This is a genomic window from Bacillus sonorensis NBRC 101234 = KCTC 13918 (genome assembly GCF_001592005.1).
Classification (GTDB): Bacteria; Bacillota; Bacilli; order Bacillales; family Bacillaceae; genus Bacillus; species Bacillus sonorensis.
The window spans coordinates 57,932-73,395 of record NZ_BCVZ01000012.1 but is presented as its reverse complement, the minus strand read 5'-3'; the positions used below and the strand labels follow the sequence as shown (position 1 = coordinate 73,395).

Sequence of the window (15,464 nt, the reverse complement as noted above, 5' to 3'; positions counted from 1 at the left end):
CACTTTATTTTGCGTATTCAACGGCTCTCGTTTCCCTGATCACCGTTACTTTAATATGTCCAGGGTAGTCAAGCTCGTCCTCAATTCGTTTTCGAATTTCCCGCGCCAAACGATGGGCTTCAAGATCGTTAATGGAGTCTGGTTTTACCATGATCCGCACTTCCCGTCCGGCCTGTATCGCAAACGACTTTTCAACACCCTCATACGATTCAGAGATTTCCTCCAGCTTTTCAAGCCTGCGAATGTAATTTTCGAGCGTTTCGCTTCTTGCGCCAGGTCTTGCGGCTGACAGCGCATCGGCTGCGGCCACGAGAACGGCGATGATGGAAGTCGGCTCCTGATCTCCGTGGTGTGATGCGATACTGTTGATGACGACAGGGTGCTCTTTATACTTGGTGGCCAGTTCCACACCGATTTCGACATGGCTTCCTTCCACCTCATGGTCAATCGCTTTCCCGATGTCATGAAGAAGCCCTGCTCTTTTGGCGAGCGTTACGTCTTCTCCAAGCTCTGCAGCCATTAGGCCTGTCAGAAATGCCACTTCCATAGAATGCTTTAACACATTCTGTCCATAGCTTGTTCTGAACTTCAAACGGCCGAGAATTTTGATTAAATCGGGATGAAGACCGTGGACTCCGACCTCAAATGTCGTCTGTTCACCCATTTCGCGAATATAATCATCGACTTCACGGCGGGATTTCTCAACCATTTCTTCGATTCTGGCAGGATGAATGCGGCCATCCTGAACGAGTTTATCAAGAGCGATCCTAGCTGTTTCGCGCCTGATCGGATCAAATCCTGAAAGGATAACGGCTTCCGGCGTATCGTCAATGATAAGATCGATTCCCGTCAATGTTTCCAGTGTACGGATGTTCCTTCCTTCACGTCCGATAATACGGCCTTTCATCTCATCATTTGGAAGGTTGACAACTGAAACCGTTGTCTCAGCCACATGATCAGCCGCACAGCGCTGTAAAGCCAATGAAAGAATATTTTTCGCTTTTTTATCAGCCTCTTCTTTCGCACGATTTTCAGTTTCTTTCATCATGATCGCGATGTCATGGGAAAGCTCATTTTCAACCCGTTCCAGAATGATTTGCTTCGCTTCATCACGAGTCAGACTTGAAATACGCTCCAATTCCGACTGCTGCATACGAATCATGTCATCCACTTTGCTTTCCATCTCTTCAATATGTTGTTGTCGTTCATTCAGAGAATGATCTTTCTTCTCCAACATCGCTTCCCGTTTATCTAACGATTCATCTTTTCGATCAAGGTTTTCTTCCTTTTGAAGTAAACGGTTTTCTTGTTTTTGAAGCTCATTTCGTCTTTCACGAACTTCTTGTTCAGCTTCTATCCGAAGCGTATGAATCTCGTCCTTTGCTTCAAGAAGGGCTTCTTTTTTCAACGCTTCAGCATCCCGCTTTGCGTCTCCAAGAATTTGTTCGGCTGCATTCCGCGCACCTGAAATTTTTGCTTCGGCAATGATTTTACGAACATAGTAGCCAACAACTAAACAGAATAGGCTCAGCAAAATGGAGATGAGAATTGTTAAAGGACTCATACTTTCACCTCCTCTTGCTATGAACTTGTTTCTTGCTAAAAGTAAGTGTCGGCATGTACATTGTACTTTCTTCTCAACATACAGAACCTTCACAGGGAATGAAGAAGCTTCACAGCCCTTGTCAAGTTTAAATGTTTATCAATCATGTTAAGAAAAACAAGTGATACAATTTCATTGTAATTGTGTGGGAAATACTTGTCAAGCTTACGGTCTTAACGTTTCAAAAGATATTCGCCGCTTATGGCGCTTCAAACCGCTGAAAATGGAAGAGGAGCTTCGGCGCGGGCAGCTGTCGGAGCGTTTTTTTAAGTGGCGGGGGAATCGGTGCCTCAGCAAAAAGCTGAAGAAAAGGCCGCCGATCCATCGGCGGCCTTAATATTAAAATTCGAGTTCTTCCTGGATTTCTTCGTCATCACCTTTAGGAGCCTGACTGCCGGCATCATCCAATCCATAATGCTCCCTGATCTGCTCCTGGATCATCAGAAGCACGTCTTTGTTTTCTTTCAGGAACTGCTTCGCATTTTCGCGGCCCTGTCCAAGACGTTCATCCTGGTAGGAGTACCATGCACCGCTTTTTTGCACGATGTCAAGCTCTGTTCCAAGGTCGATGATCTCCCCTTCTTTTGAGATTCCTTCGCCGTACATAATGTCCACTTCGGCTGTCCGGAAAGGAGGGGCCACTTTGTTTTTCACGACTTTAATTTTCGTCTTGTTCCCCATGACATCATTGCCTTGTTTAAGCTGTTCGGCTCGGCGCACTTCAAGGCGCACAGAAGAATAGAACTTCAAGGCTCTTCCGCCCGGAGTCGTCTCCGGATTACCAAACATTACACCGACTTTTTCGCGGATCTGGTTAATAAAGATCGCGATGGTTTTCGATTTATTGATGGCTCCGGAAAGCTTCCGCAGCGCCTGGGACATCAGTCTGGCCTGCAGGCCGACATGAGAATCTCCCATGTCTCCTTCGATTTCCGCTTTCGGCACGAGCGCAGCAACCGAGTCGATGACAACGATATCAACGGCTCCGCTTCTGACAAGCGCTTCCGCAATTTCAAGCGCCTGTTCTCCCGTATCAGGCTGGGACAGCAGCAGCTCGTCAATGTTGACACCTAATTTTTGCGCGTAAACGGGGTCCAGCGCGTGTTCGGCGTCTATGAACGCAGCCTGTCCGCCCTGCTGTTGAACTTCGGCAATCGCATGAAGAGCCACCGTCGTTTTACCAGAGCTTTCAGGACCGTATACTTCAATAATCCTTCCGCGCGGATATCCGCCCACACCGAGGGCTGCATCGAGCGCTAAAGAACCGCTCGGTACAGTTGAAATTCTTGTTTCAGTCTGTTCGCCCAGTTTCATAATCGAACCTTTACCAAACTGTTTTTCTATTTGTTTAAGCGCCATGTCTAAGGCTGCCTGACGATCACTCATTCTATTTTTTCCTCCTTTATCACTTCCGCTATATCTACTATACCTTGTTTGCACTGATTTGCCAAGAAAAAAGCGAACGCATATTCGATTTTTTTGACGGGTTTTAAACGATAAAAATATGATCTCATAGGATAAAGCGGTCTTTTTTAAAAGGAAGATTCTCCGAAAAAGATATTATCGCTTATTTTCCCAGCACATTCAGCAGCAGATGGCAGCCGTATTTGGCGGAACGCTTCCTGACCGCGGATCTGGAGCCGGCAAACATGAATTCATGCACCTCTTCTGCTTTGCCGTTCACAGAGACCCCGATAAATACCTTTCCTGCGGGATGGCCTTCCTGCGTATTCGGACCGGCTACTCCGGTAAAGCTGATGCCGATGTCGCTTCCGGTTTTGTTTCTGATGCCTGCTGCGAGCTCCTTCGCGCATTCCGCGCTGACGGCTCCGAAGCGGTTCAGCGTTTCTTCGGAAACTCCTGCCGCTGAAACTTTCAATTCGTTTGTGTAGCAGACGGCTCCTCCTCTGAAATATTCGGAGGCTCCGCTGAGCTCCGTCAGCCAGCTCGAAAACAGCCCGCCTGTAAAGCTTTCCGCGGCAGACAGCGTCATCCCTTTGCGGACGCAGGCTTTCGCAAGCTCTTCAACAAGCGAAGTATCGTCATATCCGTAAAAGAACTCCCCAACACGCTCTAAAATCCGGTCTTCCGTTTCTTTAAGAAGGCGTTCCGTCTCAGCCGGATCCGCGTGTTTGGCCGTCAGCCTGAGGGTCACTTCCCCATCGGCCGCCAAAGGCGCGATCGTCGGGTTAGTCTGAGCGTCAATAAGGTCTTCCAAATCCGTTTCAAGCTGGGATTCTCCGATTCCGAAGAACCGAAGCACCCTTGAGACGATTTTTTCCTTTGAGCCCAGTTTTTCAAGAATGAGCGGCTTCGCTTCGTTTTCAAACATTGGGTTCAGCTCTTTCGGAGGTCCGGGAAGAAGCATGTAAAAGCGGGATTCATGCTCCAAAAGCATCCCCGGGGCCATGCCGAACCGGTTTGGCAATACATCAGACCCTTCGAGGATCAGTGCCTGCTTCCGATTGTTCGGTGACATCGTGCGGTTCGTTTTTTTGAAATAATCCTCAATCGATTGAAAGGCTTCTTCATCAAGCTGAAGCGGACGTCCGACGACCTCGGCGATCGTTTCTTTTGTCAAATCGTCTTTCGTCGGCCCGAGCCCGCCGGAAAAGATGATGAAATCAGACCTTTCCTGCGCGGTTTTAATCACTTGCTTCAAGCGTTCGGGATTGTCTCCAACCGCTGTATGATAAAAAACATTGATGCCGATTTCCGCGAGCTGCTTGCTGATAAACTGCGCGTTCGTATTGGCAATTTGCCCAAGCAAAAGCTCTGAACCGACGGCAATGATTTCAGCTTTTCTTTCCAGTTTCATGTTTTCCACTTCCCTAATGTTTAGTTCGATGTTTTTAAAGCGTCCCAGTTCTTAGCGAAATAATCCCATCCGGATACGACGGTGAAAAAGACGGCCACCCATAATGCCAGAGAGCCAAACGGGAACGAGACGAGCTCAAATGGCAGATTGTGCAGGAGAAGCGCTGAAATGGCGATGATCTGTGCCCATGTTTTCACTTTTCCAAGCATATTCGCCGCCACGACTTCCCCTGTCCCTGCAAGAACAAGGCGGAGTCCTGTCACAGCGAATTCCCGGCTGATAATGACGATCGCCATCCATGCCGGCGCCAGATGGTAATGAACCAAAATGATCAAAGCCGTGGATACGAGCAATTTGTCTGCAAGCGGATCAAGAAATTTCCCGAAGTTCGTCACAAGATTCAGCTTTCTCGCATAATAACCGTCGACCCAATCGGTAACAGATGCGAAAATAAACAGAAGGGCGCCGATCAGATGTGCGACCGGAATCGATTCGTTTCCGAAAGAAAGCGATCCCCACTGAAACGGAACAAGCATGATGATCATGAAAATAGGAATTAAGGCGATTCTCGAAAGCGTAATTTTATTCGGTAAGTTAAACATAAAGTTGCCTCCATATGTATCGTATTATTGCTGATGGACGAAAGAAAAAGTCATCCGGGCATTAAGATGACTTTTCCTCCTTTTTATTTTGAATCGTTATATTTTGTGTCATCACATTCTTCGGATCAAGTTCATAGGAAAGAACCTTGCCGTTGATTTTAATTTCCACACCCGGTGCATATCCGATCCGCAAATCAATCTGATCCTGGTCGGTTATATTTTTTTGAAAGGTCTCCCCTTTTTTCATCGTTCCTTCTTTAAGAGAGTTTCCTTTCGCATCCTGCACCCTTACCCAGGAGTCTCCAGTCGTTTTCACCTCAAGCTCAAGCTTATCAGCTCCCGATACTTCATAGGTGGTCGAGCTGCCCTGGCTGCTTACGGTCTTGATGTTCAACTCTTTTTTCTCATCGGCCTGCTCATCATCACCGTTTTCTTTTTTGTCTTTGTCCGCGGCTTTTTCGTTATCCCCGCTTTTTTGATTTTCCTTCGTCAGCGGTGAATCCTTGGAGACGTCGTACTTGCTTTGCGTCTCCTCTGTTTTCGTCTGGTCGGCGGAATTTTGATTTCCTCCTCCGATCACAGCCTGAACGATGACGTAAATGATCGCAATCACGACAATAACGCCGGCTGAGACAAGCAATGTAGGCAAAAGCTCAAGCGCTTTGGAGGCAGACTTGGGAAGCTCCCTCTGCGGCTTGATCGAAGAAAGCTTATCAGAAACCTCATCATTGTAGGAGTCAGGGATATCCTTTTTGAATTCTTCGAACAGATTTTCCGAGTTTAACCCGACAGCTTCCGCGTACTGTTTAATAAAAGCTCTTACATAAAACTTTCCCGGAATAATGTCATAGTTCCCTTCTTCAAGCGCAGTCAAATATCTTTTTTGGATTTTCGTGGCAGCCTGAAGATCGTCTAACGACATCCCTTTTTCCTCTCTGGCTTCTTTCAGCCGATTTCCTAGTTCAGTCACAACAAACACCTTCCATTTTAAAAATCAAAGCCTGAAAAACCCGTATGGTCAAACATCTGCGGTTCTTCGGCATGTTCATATGTAATCACCTCATCAGGGCTGTTACGCAATTCGATAATGTAATCGAAATCATCCATCGTATATTCCGTATTTTGAACAAAAATATCCGGGTGTTCGACAACTTTTGTCGCGGGCAGGCGCATAATTTCACTGACGAGCTGCAAATGGCGCTCAGATCCCCTTCTCGTCGAGACAATCCCGTCCAAAATAAAGACGTTTTCCGTGTTGTATTCATCTGCAACCAGCTGGCTCCTGATCGTTTGCTTCAGAAGCGTCGAAGACACAAAAAGCCATCTTTTGCTGGCACAGACGCTCGAAGCGACGATCGATTCCGTCTTGCCGACACGGGGCATCCCCCGAATTCCGATCAGCTTATGGCCGTCTTTTTTAAACAGTTCAGCCATAAAATCGACAAGCAGCCCGAGCTCGGCGCGTTCAAAGCGGAACGTTTTTTTATCATCGGCATCCCGCTGGATGTAGCGGCCGTGCCTTACAGCGAGGCGATCCCTCAATTTAGGCTCCCTCAGCTTTGTAACTTTAATCGTTTCCATCGTGTTTAAAATGGATTCAAGGCGTTTGATCTGATCTATATGACGGCATTTTAGCAAAAGGCCCCTTCTCGAAGTATCAACGCCGTTAATTGTGACAATATTGATCGATAGCATCCCTAGCAAAGAGGATATATCTCCCAGAAGTCCGGGACGGTTGACTTGGATTTCATATTCTAAATACCATTCGAGCTTTGCCAAATGATAACCTCCCTACCCATCATCGTGGCAAAAATTTACCTTCCTTTATCATAAAGCATTTTGCCTTAATTAGAAAGCAGAATGTGTGATTAAATAAGAAAAACGTCCGTTTCCCAAAATCGGGAAAAAACGGGCGCTGAAATCGGCCCTTCTGCCCCCTTTTTACCCTTCAAACCTCTTCGGCAAACAGAAAAAAGCGACCAGTCCGCAAAGAAACCCGACATTCAAACCTATAAAAAAGAGAGAGTGAACACACTCTCTCCTTAATGTGAGCTGTTGTTTTCAACAAGCTTGACCATCACGTTCGCAATGGCGCGCTGCTCCTCTTCCGAAGCTACGCTCCAAAGATCTGCAAGCACTCTTTCCTGATGGTTTTTTGAATCTACCTCACCAGCTAAATAATCTCCGATCTCATAAGCAAGATCTGAAATGGTTTCGTTTGACATTCCTTTTTCCTGGGCATAGTTCAGGCGGTCGCCCAAGAAGTTTTTCCACTGATCCCAATTATCCAGTACGGACATATCAGGCCCTCCATTCTCTTAAAGTTACAGGCTTATTATTCTCGGCGGGATCATAAACTATACATGTTTTTAACAATGCCAGCCTCCGTTTACCGATAAAATCTGGCCGGTAATATAAGATGCTTTTTCTGAAAGCAAAAACTGGACGGCGTCTGCGACCTCTCCCGGCTTTGCGAGTCTGCCCATCGGGATGTCCTCCGCTATCATCTCCTCTTCTTCTTTTGAAAATCCGGCCATCATATTTGTTTTGACGGCACCTGGGGAAACAGCGTTAACTCTGATGCCGCTCGGTGCAAGCTCTTTAGCGAGAGCTTTGACAAACGAATTTTGCGCGCCCTTCGTCATACTGTACAGCACCTCGCAGGAAGCCCCGGCCTCCCCCCAAATGGAACTGATCGCGACAATCGCGCCGGCTTTTCTGCTGACCATGGCCGGCAAAAGGTTCCTCGTCAACAGAAACGGGCTGGATACGTGCAGCTGAACCATGTCTTGAACCTCCCCATTCGACATGTCTGTCACAAGCCCGCGGAAGCTTTGCCCGCTGTTTAAAATAATGGCGTCAAGCGCCCGCCCGCCGATATAATCGGAAACCGCCGCGGCGCCGTCCGGAGCGGACAGATCGCTTTGGATGATGTCCGTTTGAACACCGTATGTATCTGACAGCCTTTTGCTTAAAGCAATGGCTGCTTGTTCATTTGTGTTGTAGTGGAGGAACAAATCAAAGCCGCTTTGCGCGAGCTTTTCGCATATGCTTTGGCCGATTCCCCCGCTAGCTCCTGTCACAAGAGCCTGTTTTGCCATTGTATACCCCTCCTCAAAAAAAGAAAGGTCCAGCGTGCATTTTGCTCACGCTGAACTTCCCGGTGTTTCACGATTTTGGAACGACTTTGCAGACGGTGATTCGGTCTTCTTCTATTTCTTCTTCGATGATCTGCTGAACATCCTCGAGGGTAATCGATTCAAGGACGGTGACGATATCAAATAGACTCGTCTCCAAAAAGGCGTATCGTGTAAATTGATTGGCAATGTACTCAGGCGAGTTCATCGATTTTAAGAAATTGCCGATTTTTTTCTTTCTTGCCAGCTCCAATTTTTCGGCCGTGATCGTCTCTTTCGCCTTAAACAGCACTTGCTTCAGCTCGTCGGCCAGCTTATCAGGTTCAGGCGTATCCCCGCCGACAGAAACGAAGCCAAAGCCGTGCTCTTCGGTGTAGTCATAGCTGAATGTCTCATCAATGTAGCCTTTTTCATAAATCCGTTCATAATCGGCCGAGCTTTTGCCGAACAGACACTCGAGAATCAGGTTCATGGTGAGCTCATGCTTTAAAAGGGCGCCGCCCGTGTTGGTCGGATTGATGCTTTTCAGACCGACTAAGCATTTCGAGCTTTGGACATTCATTTTGATTTCCTGCTCTTTTTGATGGACGGCCGCAGGCTCGCTGACTTCTTTGCGGACGATTTCCGGCTGGTCTGTATACGGCTTGTTCTGCTGATTTTCCCGGACCTGGCGGATGATCGCTTCAGGATCTACCGGACCGACGACAAACAGCAGCATATTGCTCGGATGATAGAACGTCTCATAACATTCATACAAAAGATCCTTTGTAATGTGTGAGATACTTTCAATCGTCCCGGCGATGTCGATCCGCACAGGGTGTTCTTTATACATATTTTCGATCAAACCGAAGAAAAGGCGCCAATCCGGATTATCGTCGTACATATTGATTTCCTGGCCGATAATGCCTTTTTCTTTTTCAACCGTTTTTTCCGTAAAATAAGGATCCTGCACAAAGTTGACGAGCGTTTCTAAATTTTCTTCTACGTTTGATGTGCTTGAAAAAAGATACGCCGTTCTTGTAAAGGAGGTAAAAGCATTGGCTGACGCCCCCTGCTTGCTGAACTGCTGAAATACATCTCCGTCGGCTTTTTCAAACAGCTTATGCTCCAAGAAGTGTGCGATCCCGTCAGGCACGCGGACCATATCTTGTTTTCCGAGCGGAACGAACTGGTTGTCAATCGAGCCGTACTTTGTCGTAAATACTGCATATGTCTTGTTAAAGCCTTCTTTCGGAAGAACATAGACATCAAGCCCGCCGGGCATTTTTTCATAGTATAGCGTTTCCTTAAGCTGGTCAAATTCGATCGTTTTCGTCAAGATGCTCCCTCCGTCCCTTTCAGAAAGTACGTTGTATCCAATTCGATTTTCTTTCCGACTTCGATAATATCGTCCTTTGTGACGCTGTCAATGCGGTCGAGCCATTCTTCCAAAGAATACTCGGTTCGGGCGGCGGCCTGCTGATAAATGAATTCGACTAAGCCGTAAGGCGTGTCAAGCGTTTCAAGAATTTGATTTTTGATGACCGCTTTCGTCTGGCTGATTGCCTCTTCCGTAAAATTGCCTTTTTTCATTTCTTGAAACTGTTCGCGAATAATATCGACAGCTTTTTGATAATTGCCGACTTCAATACCGGACATGACCATTAAAAGCCCTTTAAAGCTTTCGATTCTTGAAGCCGCATAATAGGCGAGGCTTGCTTTTTCCCGGACATTGATAAACAGCTTGGAATGGGAAAAGCCGCCGAACAGACCGTTAAACAGCTGTAAAGCCGGGTAATCTTCATCTGTAAAATACGTATTGGTCCGAAAGCCCATGTTCAGCTTTCCCTGCTTGACATCGGCATCTTCAATGACTTCCCGTGGCTCGGGGGCAAGGCCGCGCTGAATATCGGCTGCAGGCTTCGCCTCTCTTTCAGCCGCGTTGAAATAAGATGAAATGTATTGGTCAACCTGGCCGGCATCCACATCCCCAACGATGTATAAATCGAGCTGATCTTCGTTGATCGCTTTTGTGTAAGCTTCATACAGGCTTTCAGGAGTGATGGCTTCCACATCCTCAAGCTCCCCGTTTACATGCAGGGAATACGGCTCATCTTTGCACATTTCCTGAATGAGCCTCAGATTGGAGTAGCGCATTTTATCGTTGTATACAGCCTGGATCCTCTGCTTCAACGTCCGTTTTTCCTGAGAAACGTACAATGAATCAAAAGCGCCGTCTTTCAGCGCAGGAGAAAACATGATGTCCGAAAGAAGCTCCAAGCCTTTTTCCAGAAGGGGTGTCTGATCCTTTAAATATTTTTCATTGGCGATATCCAGCCGGAATGTGATGACATGCTGCTCCCCTTTTTTGGAAAGATCCGCTGACACCGAAGTGCCGTAAAGCTCGTCAAGGTACGTTCTGAGCTCGGCTGTTTTGGGGTGTCTGCTCGTTCCCCGCAGGAGCACATGAGGAAAGAGAGCCCGTTTTGTCACATCTTCTTTTGTTAAAGGGGCAAGCATTTTAAAAATGATCGAAACGGTTTTAAACTTTTCCGTTTTCACAATATGAGTTGTCAGTCCCCGGTGTTTTCCCTTTATTTCATTAAGGTATGTCATAAAGAACCTCCTTCGTCCTTGTTTATATTATGTATTATGACCAGAATTCAGCATATGCTCTTGGCTGTTTGGTTGTAATTATATCAACTGGAGGGGATTTAAGGAAACTAAAACCCTTGCCCCTCCGGGTAAATGAAAAAACGGTGCATGTCACACCGTCTTTACCGCTTCATTTTCATTTTCTTTTGGGTCAATATAAAATAAGACAAGAGCTAAAGCGGCCAGGCTGCACAAAAGGGAGACAATGAAAATCAGACGTTCCGCATTTGTCATCATATAGGCAAAAACGGGCGGTCCGAGAGCGACGCCGATAAACCGCATGCTGTTGTAAAATGACGAAATCGTTCCGCGCTCATCTTTTGAGATGCCTTCCGTAATCAGCGCATCAAGCGAAGGAAGAGCCATCCCGATGCCGATGCCGCCGATGCTCATAAACAGGAACAACGGATAAAAGCTGTGATTCCACCACAATCCGCCAAAAGACAGGACAAGCAGGACCATCCCGATGACCACACAGATTTTCATTCTGATTTTATTGTTTCCGATCAGCTTTCCCGCCAAATAAGAGCTGACCGATAAAAAAAGCAGCGGAATGCTGAGCAGCGCTCCTTTGACAATCCCGTCAATCTGATACTCTTTCTCAAGGTTTTCTGAAAGATAAAAGAGCACCCCGAACAGCAGAAACATAATAATGCCGCCGATAATGAAAATCGACACAAGCCAGCGTCCTTCCCGTTTAAAAATATGTTTGACGTTTTTCGAAAACTCTTTTAAAGATTTTGTATCTGTGCTATTCTCCTTTGGCCTTGGCACAAAACATAGCACAAGAAAAAAGCTGGCAAGACAAACGACCGGAATAAACCAGAACGGCATAAACCAAACCCAAGATGCTAAAAAAGCCCCTAAAATCGGGCTTAACACTTTTCCGGCGGTATTTGCGGTTTCAATATCTCCGAGACCTGCGCTGACTTCTTCATCATTGTGGAACAAATCTCCGATAAACGGCATCACGATCGGAGCGGCTCCTGCCGAACCGATGCCTTGAAGCACACGCCCCGCCAAAATCAGCGCGTACGGCTCTTTGAAAAAGGAAGAGGCAAAGCCGGCGACTGCGCCTCCGGCAGCCGCAATGACGAGGCACGGAAGCATGACCTTTTTTCTCCCAAACCGGTCGGACAAATAACCCGTTATCGGGATGCAGATGATCGCCACGACCGAGTAGACCGTGATGATTAAAGAAACCTGGAAGGAAGAGATGTTCAATTTTTTTTCAATGACAGGCAAAACAGGAATCAGCATCGAGTTGCCAAGCGTCATGACGAGCGGGACGGAAGACAGCGCGATAATGCTTTTAACGCCTTTTTTTCTGCTCAACTTTTTTCACCCAATTCATTAGTATTTCTACCTGTTATTGTGGCTTAAAGAGGGTGTGTTTATGTACGGCGGGCGGACACGTTTAAAAAACAGCCGCTCGCAGCTCGAGCGCCCGCCCTGTCAAAAACGTTTTCTTACGACGTGAAACCTGAATTTATCAGCCCTGAAATAATTCAGCGAATACAATACAGGCCTGTCGTGTTGGTCATAGTGAATCTGTTTCAGCAAAAGCAGAGCTGTTTCCGGATCACACTCAAGAATTTGTGAGATCTTATCATGGTAGCCGATCGGCACAATATCGGCGACTGCGTAGCTTATGACCGCGCCAGACTTGTGCTCAAGCCATTCAAACATCGATTCCTGCTCATGTGAAAAGCCTTTCGGCAGAATCGTCATCGGTATTTTATCGAGACAGTAGACGACAGGTGCTCCGTTCGCTGTTCTTACCCGCTCAAGGAGAAATATCCCGTTTTCATCAGCATTTTGAAAACGGAGCAGATCCTCTTCCGTCGGGTCCGTTATCTGTGAAGACATAAAAATGGTTCCCGGGGTCATGCTTGCCTGTTCAATCATTTTCGTTACGCTGTTCAGCTGCTCGATGCCTGATAGGAATAAAGGTTTGGCGTTTACAAATGTGCCGACGCCGTGCCTTCTGATGATCACGTTTTCATCCTCCAGCACTCTGAGCGCTTCGCGCAAAGCACCCCTCGAGACGCCCATCAACTTTGACAGCTCAAATTCAGACGGGAGCTGTTCATTCTCTCGGTAAACGCCTTTTTCGATATCATCTTTTATCCGATCAATCACTTTTAGACATAAACGTTGATTGTCAGCTTTTATCGACATGTTCTCCCTCCGTCTGACAGATCAAATTAAAATTATCTTTAATTGAGGATAACTATATCATGTTTTGTCAAATAAATAAATAGACGTTTTGAACTCAGTTAGTTTACATAATAAATTTATATTAAACTGAACTCTCTTCTTTTAGGAAGAGAGTTCTTCATATTGCTCTTTTGACATGAGGACTTCACGGGGCTTTGATCCTTCATAAGGACCGACGACTCCGCGTTCTTCCATGGCATCGATGAGACGGGCCGCTCTCGTGTAGCCGATCCGGAACCGTCTTTGCAGCATGGAAACGGATGCCGTCTGCATGCCGACGACGAGTGCGACCGCTTCATCGTAAAGATCATCGGTCACTTCGCTGAGCGTTTCAGACGTTTCTTCCGGAATCATCTCTTCCTGGTACTGGGCTTTTTGCTGGGTGATGACATGATCCACGACTTTTTCGACCTCTTCGTCTGATAAGAAAGCTCCTTGAACGCGGACCGGCTTGTTGGCGCCGACAGGCAGAAACAGCATGTCCCCTCTTCCGAGAAGCTTTTCAGCGCCCCCCATATCAAGAATCGTTCTTGAATCGGTTTGTGAAGACACGCTGAATGCGATTCTTGACGGGATATTGGCTTTAATCACCCCTGTGATGACATCGACGGAAGGGCGCTGTGTCGCTATGATCAAGTGGATTCCAGCCGCACGGGCCATTTGCGACAGCCTTGTAATCGAGTCTTCAACATCTGAAGAGGCGACCATCATCAAGTCTGCAAGCTCGTCCACTATGACAATGATGTACGGAAGCTCAGGCTGCTTCGCTTCTTCAGATGCATTCATCCTTTTAATGCAGTCGTTATAGCCTTCAATATTTCGCGTTCCTGTATGAGAAAACAATTCATAGCGCCGCTCCATCTCGTTGACAACCTTTTTCAAAGCCTGCGACGCTTTTTTTGGATCTGTCACTACAGGCGCGAGCAAATGCGGGATGCCGTTATACACATTAAGCTCGACCATTTTCGGGTCGATCATCATCATTTTGACTTCATGCGGCTTTGCTCTCATTAAAATGCTTGTGATAATGCCGTTGACACAGACGCTTTTCCCGCTTCCCGTCGCACCCGCGACAAGAAGGTGGGGCATTTTGTTCAATTCAGCCAAAACCGCCTCACCGGAAATATTCCGGCCGAGCCCGATCATGAGCTTTGCGTCCGGACGGTCATTCAGCTTCGATTCGAGCACTTCTTTTAAGGAGACCATCGCGACTTCCGCGTTCGGCACTTCGATTCCGATCGCTGATTTGCCCGGGATAGGGGCTTCGATGCGGATATCCTTGGCCGCCAGTGCGAGCGCCAGGTCATCGCTTAAATTGACGATCTTGCTCACCTTGACGCCGACATCAGGGTAGACCTCATACTTCGTGACGGCCGGGCCGAGATGAACCTGTGTGACTTTTGCCTTCACACCGAAGCTTTGGAATGTTCTTTCAAGCTTTCGCGCATTATCATAAATATTTTTTTTATCAGCCTGCTGGCCGGTATGCTTCGGATCATCCAGCAAATTGAGCGATGGCAGCTGATAATCTTTGTTTTCGAGCTCTGTAAATGCGATCTCCGGTGCGGCCGGCATGTCCCCTTCACCTTCAGGCTCAGGCGGCGCTTCCGGCTGCTCAGAGGCTTCAAAAGCCTGAACCCCCGGCTTTTCATCCCGGTCGGAAAAGCTTGAAATGATCGGCTCTGTCTGAATCACCGGATCTTGATCAGCCTCAGCTTCCGGTGCGGGCTCTTCCACAGCTTTCGGTTTTCGTTGTGTTTTCTGTTTTTTTCCGGTTTTCTTTTTTGCTGAATGATGCTTCAAATCCTTGAGATCATCGAGAAACGCCAGCCATTGATTTTTCATAAACGAGGCGACCGGAGCCGTCCATTTGATCAGCGTCTCCTGAAGGGAGCGGTCAGTGATCAGAAGGAGGCCGATCAGTATGAGAAAAATGGCGATGATTTTAGAGCCGGCGGCTGCGAACAGAAAATAAGATCCCGCAAACAGCACCGCTCCGATCATGCCGCCGCCCAGGTCAGGGGTGCCCGTTTCACCTTTCATGTCCATTAAAAACAGTTCCCACGTATTTTGGATCACACTCGGCGACTGGATCATTCCCCTGTCTGCCAAGTGCTGAAAGAGCTGTACATGGGACAGAAGCAGCATGCTTGCGACGATGCAATAGAGCCCCGCTTTTCTTCTCGTCAAAAAACCCGGCGTTTTTTTCTTCCAAAACAATGATACGCCTGTTAAAAAGAGAGAAAGAACACATAGGATAAACCACTCGCCTGCGAAAAAACGGAACATGTAAATGAACGTTTGGCCTGCAACGCCAAGCTGTAACACCGTAATAATCGAAATGGCGATACAAATTAAACCGTACAATTCATATTTTAGATTAATCCTTTTGACCTGTTTTTGTTTCTTTTTCGATTTCCTTTTTCTTTTTGCCATGTTCCATCACCTTA

Annotated in this window: 13 protein-coding genes; all 13 read right to left on the bottom strand. The window is 47.1% G+C overall.

Going from position 1 to position 15,464, the window contains the following annotated elements:
- Nucleotides 1–4: 4 nt before the first annotated feature.
- Nucleotides 5–1,564, bottom strand: a complete 1,560-nt coding sequence (rny, locus tag BTR1S_RS14035) for a ribonuclease Y (protein ID WP_006638098.1) — start codon at nucleotides 1,562–1,564, stop codon at nucleotides 5–7.
- 378 nt (nucleotides 1,565–1,942) lie between these two features.
- Nucleotides 1,943–2,989 (bottom strand): recombinase RecA, encoded by a 1,047-nt coding sequence (gene recA / locus BTR1S_RS14030; RefSeq protein ID WP_006638099.1) that lies wholly within the window; start codon nucleotides 2,987–2,989, stop codon nucleotides 1,943–1,945.
- A gap of 181 nt (nucleotides 2,990–3,170) precedes the next feature.
- The gene (locus BTR1S_RS14025; protein WP_006638100.1) at nucleotides 3,171–4,421 is read right to left on the bottom strand and encodes a competence/damage-inducible protein A; all 1,251 of its coding nucleotides are present in this window, start codon (nucleotides 4,419–4,421) and stop codon (nucleotides 3,171–3,173) included.
- Nucleotides 4,422–4,441: 20 nt separating this feature from the next.
- Complete coding sequence (gene pgsA / locus BTR1S_RS14020; protein WP_006638101.1) at nucleotides 4,442–5,023, bottom strand: CDP-diacylglycerol--glycerol-3-phosphate 3-phosphatidyltransferase; 582 nt, start codon at nucleotides 5,021–5,023, stop codon at nucleotides 4,442–4,444.
- Between the two features lie 61 nt (nucleotides 5,024–5,084).
- A complete protein-coding gene (locus BTR1S_RS14015; protein ID WP_006638102.1) occupies nucleotides 5,085–5,993 on the bottom strand; it encodes a helix-turn-helix domain-containing protein in 909 nt (302 codons plus the stop codon).
- 17 nt (nucleotides 5,994–6,010) lie between these two features.
- Nucleotides 6,011–6,802 carry a YmfK family protein gene (locus BTR1S_RS14010; protein ID WP_006638103.1) on the bottom strand — a complete coding sequence of 264 codons (792 nt, stop codon included), beginning with the start codon at nucleotides 6,800–6,802 and terminating at the stop codon, nucleotides 6,011–6,013.
- Between the two features lie 263 nt (nucleotides 6,803–7,065).
- Entirely contained in the window at nucleotides 7,066–7,323 is a 258-nt protein-coding gene (locus BTR1S_RS14005; protein WP_006638104.1) for a DUF3243 domain-containing protein, read from the bottom strand.
- 69 nt (nucleotides 7,324–7,392) lie between these two features.
- Nucleotides 7,393–8,124, bottom strand: coding sequence for an elongation factor P 5-aminopentanone reductase (gene ymfI, locus BTR1S_RS14000; RefSeq protein ID WP_006638105.1), 732 nt, complete (start codon nucleotides 8,122–8,124; stop codon nucleotides 7,393–7,395).
- Nucleotides 8,125–8,191: 67 nt separating this feature from the next.
- Nucleotides 8,192–9,478, bottom strand: coding sequence for an EF-P 5-aminopentanol modification-associated protein YfmH (yfmH, locus tag BTR1S_RS13995; RefSeq protein ID WP_006638106.1), 1,287 nt, complete (start codon nucleotides 9,476–9,478; stop codon nucleotides 8,192–8,194).
- Nucleotides 9,475–10,755: an EF-P 5-aminopentanol modification-associated protein YfmF gene (gene yfmF / locus BTR1S_RS13990; protein ID WP_006638107.1), complete on the bottom strand. Its 1,281-nt coding sequence runs from the start codon at nucleotides 10,753–10,755 to the stop codon at nucleotides 9,475–9,477. Before yfmF ends, yfmH begins: the two co-directional genes overlap by 4 nt.
- Nucleotides 10,756–10,905: 150 nt before the next feature.
- Nucleotides 10,906–12,072 carry a bacillibactin exporter BcbE gene (gene bcbE / locus BTR1S_RS13985; protein WP_169802096.1) on the bottom strand — a complete coding sequence of 389 codons (1,167 nt, stop codon included), beginning with the start codon at nucleotides 12,070–12,072 and terminating at the stop codon, nucleotides 10,906–10,908.
- 177 nt (nucleotides 12,073–12,249) lie between these two features.
- Entirely contained in the window at nucleotides 12,250–12,975 is a 726-nt protein-coding gene (locus BTR1S_RS13980) for a GntR family transcriptional regulator (protein ID WP_029419114.1), read from the bottom strand.
- Between the two features lie 141 nt (nucleotides 12,976–13,116).
- Nucleotides 13,117–15,450 (bottom strand): DNA translocase FtsK, encoded by a 2,334-nt coding sequence (locus BTR1S_RS13975; RefSeq protein WP_029419113.1) that lies wholly within the window; start codon nucleotides 15,448–15,450, stop codon nucleotides 13,117–13,119.
- Nucleotides 15,451–15,464: the final 14 nt, after the last annotated feature.

Bases quoted from the DNA above. Each gene is read 5' to 3' on its own strand.
- BTR1S_RS13980 (WP_029419114.1), bottom strand. From the start codon at position 12,975: ATGTCGATAAAAGCTGACAATCAACGTTTATGTCTAAAAGTGATTGAT.
- yfmF (WP_006638107.1), bottom strand. From the start codon at position 10,755: ATGACATACCTTAATGAAATAAAGGGAAAACACCGGGGACTGACAACT.
- BTR1S_RS13975 (WP_029419113.1), bottom strand. From the start codon at position 15,450: ATGGCAAAAAGAAAAAGGAAATCGAAAAAGAAACAAAAACAGGTCAAA.
- rny (WP_006638098.1), bottom strand. From the start codon at position 1,564: ATGAGTCCTTTAACAATTCTCATCTCCATTTTGCTGAGCCTATTCTGT.
- BTR1S_RS14025 (WP_006638100.1), bottom strand. From the start codon at position 4,421: ATGAAACTGGAAAGAAAAGCTGAAATCATTGCCGTCGGTTCAGAGCTT.
- BTR1S_RS14005 (WP_006638104.1), bottom strand. From the start codon at position 7,323: ATGTCCGTACTGGATAATTGGGATCAGTGGAAAAACTTCTTGGGCGAC.
- pgsA (WP_006638101.1), bottom strand. From the start codon at position 5,023: ATGTTTAACTTACCGAATAAAATTACGCTTTCGAGAATCGCCTTAATT.
- bcbE (WP_169802096.1), bottom strand. From the start codon at position 12,072: ATGACGCTTGGCAACTCGATGCTGATTCCTGTTTTGCCTGTCATTGAA.
- recA (WP_006638099.1), bottom strand. From the start codon at position 2,989: ATGAGTGATCGTCAGGCAGCCTTAGACATGGCGCTTAAACAAATAGAA.
- ymfI (WP_006638105.1), bottom strand. From the start codon at position 8,124: ATGGCAAAACAGGCTCTTGTGACAGGAGCTAGCGGGGGAATCGGCCAA.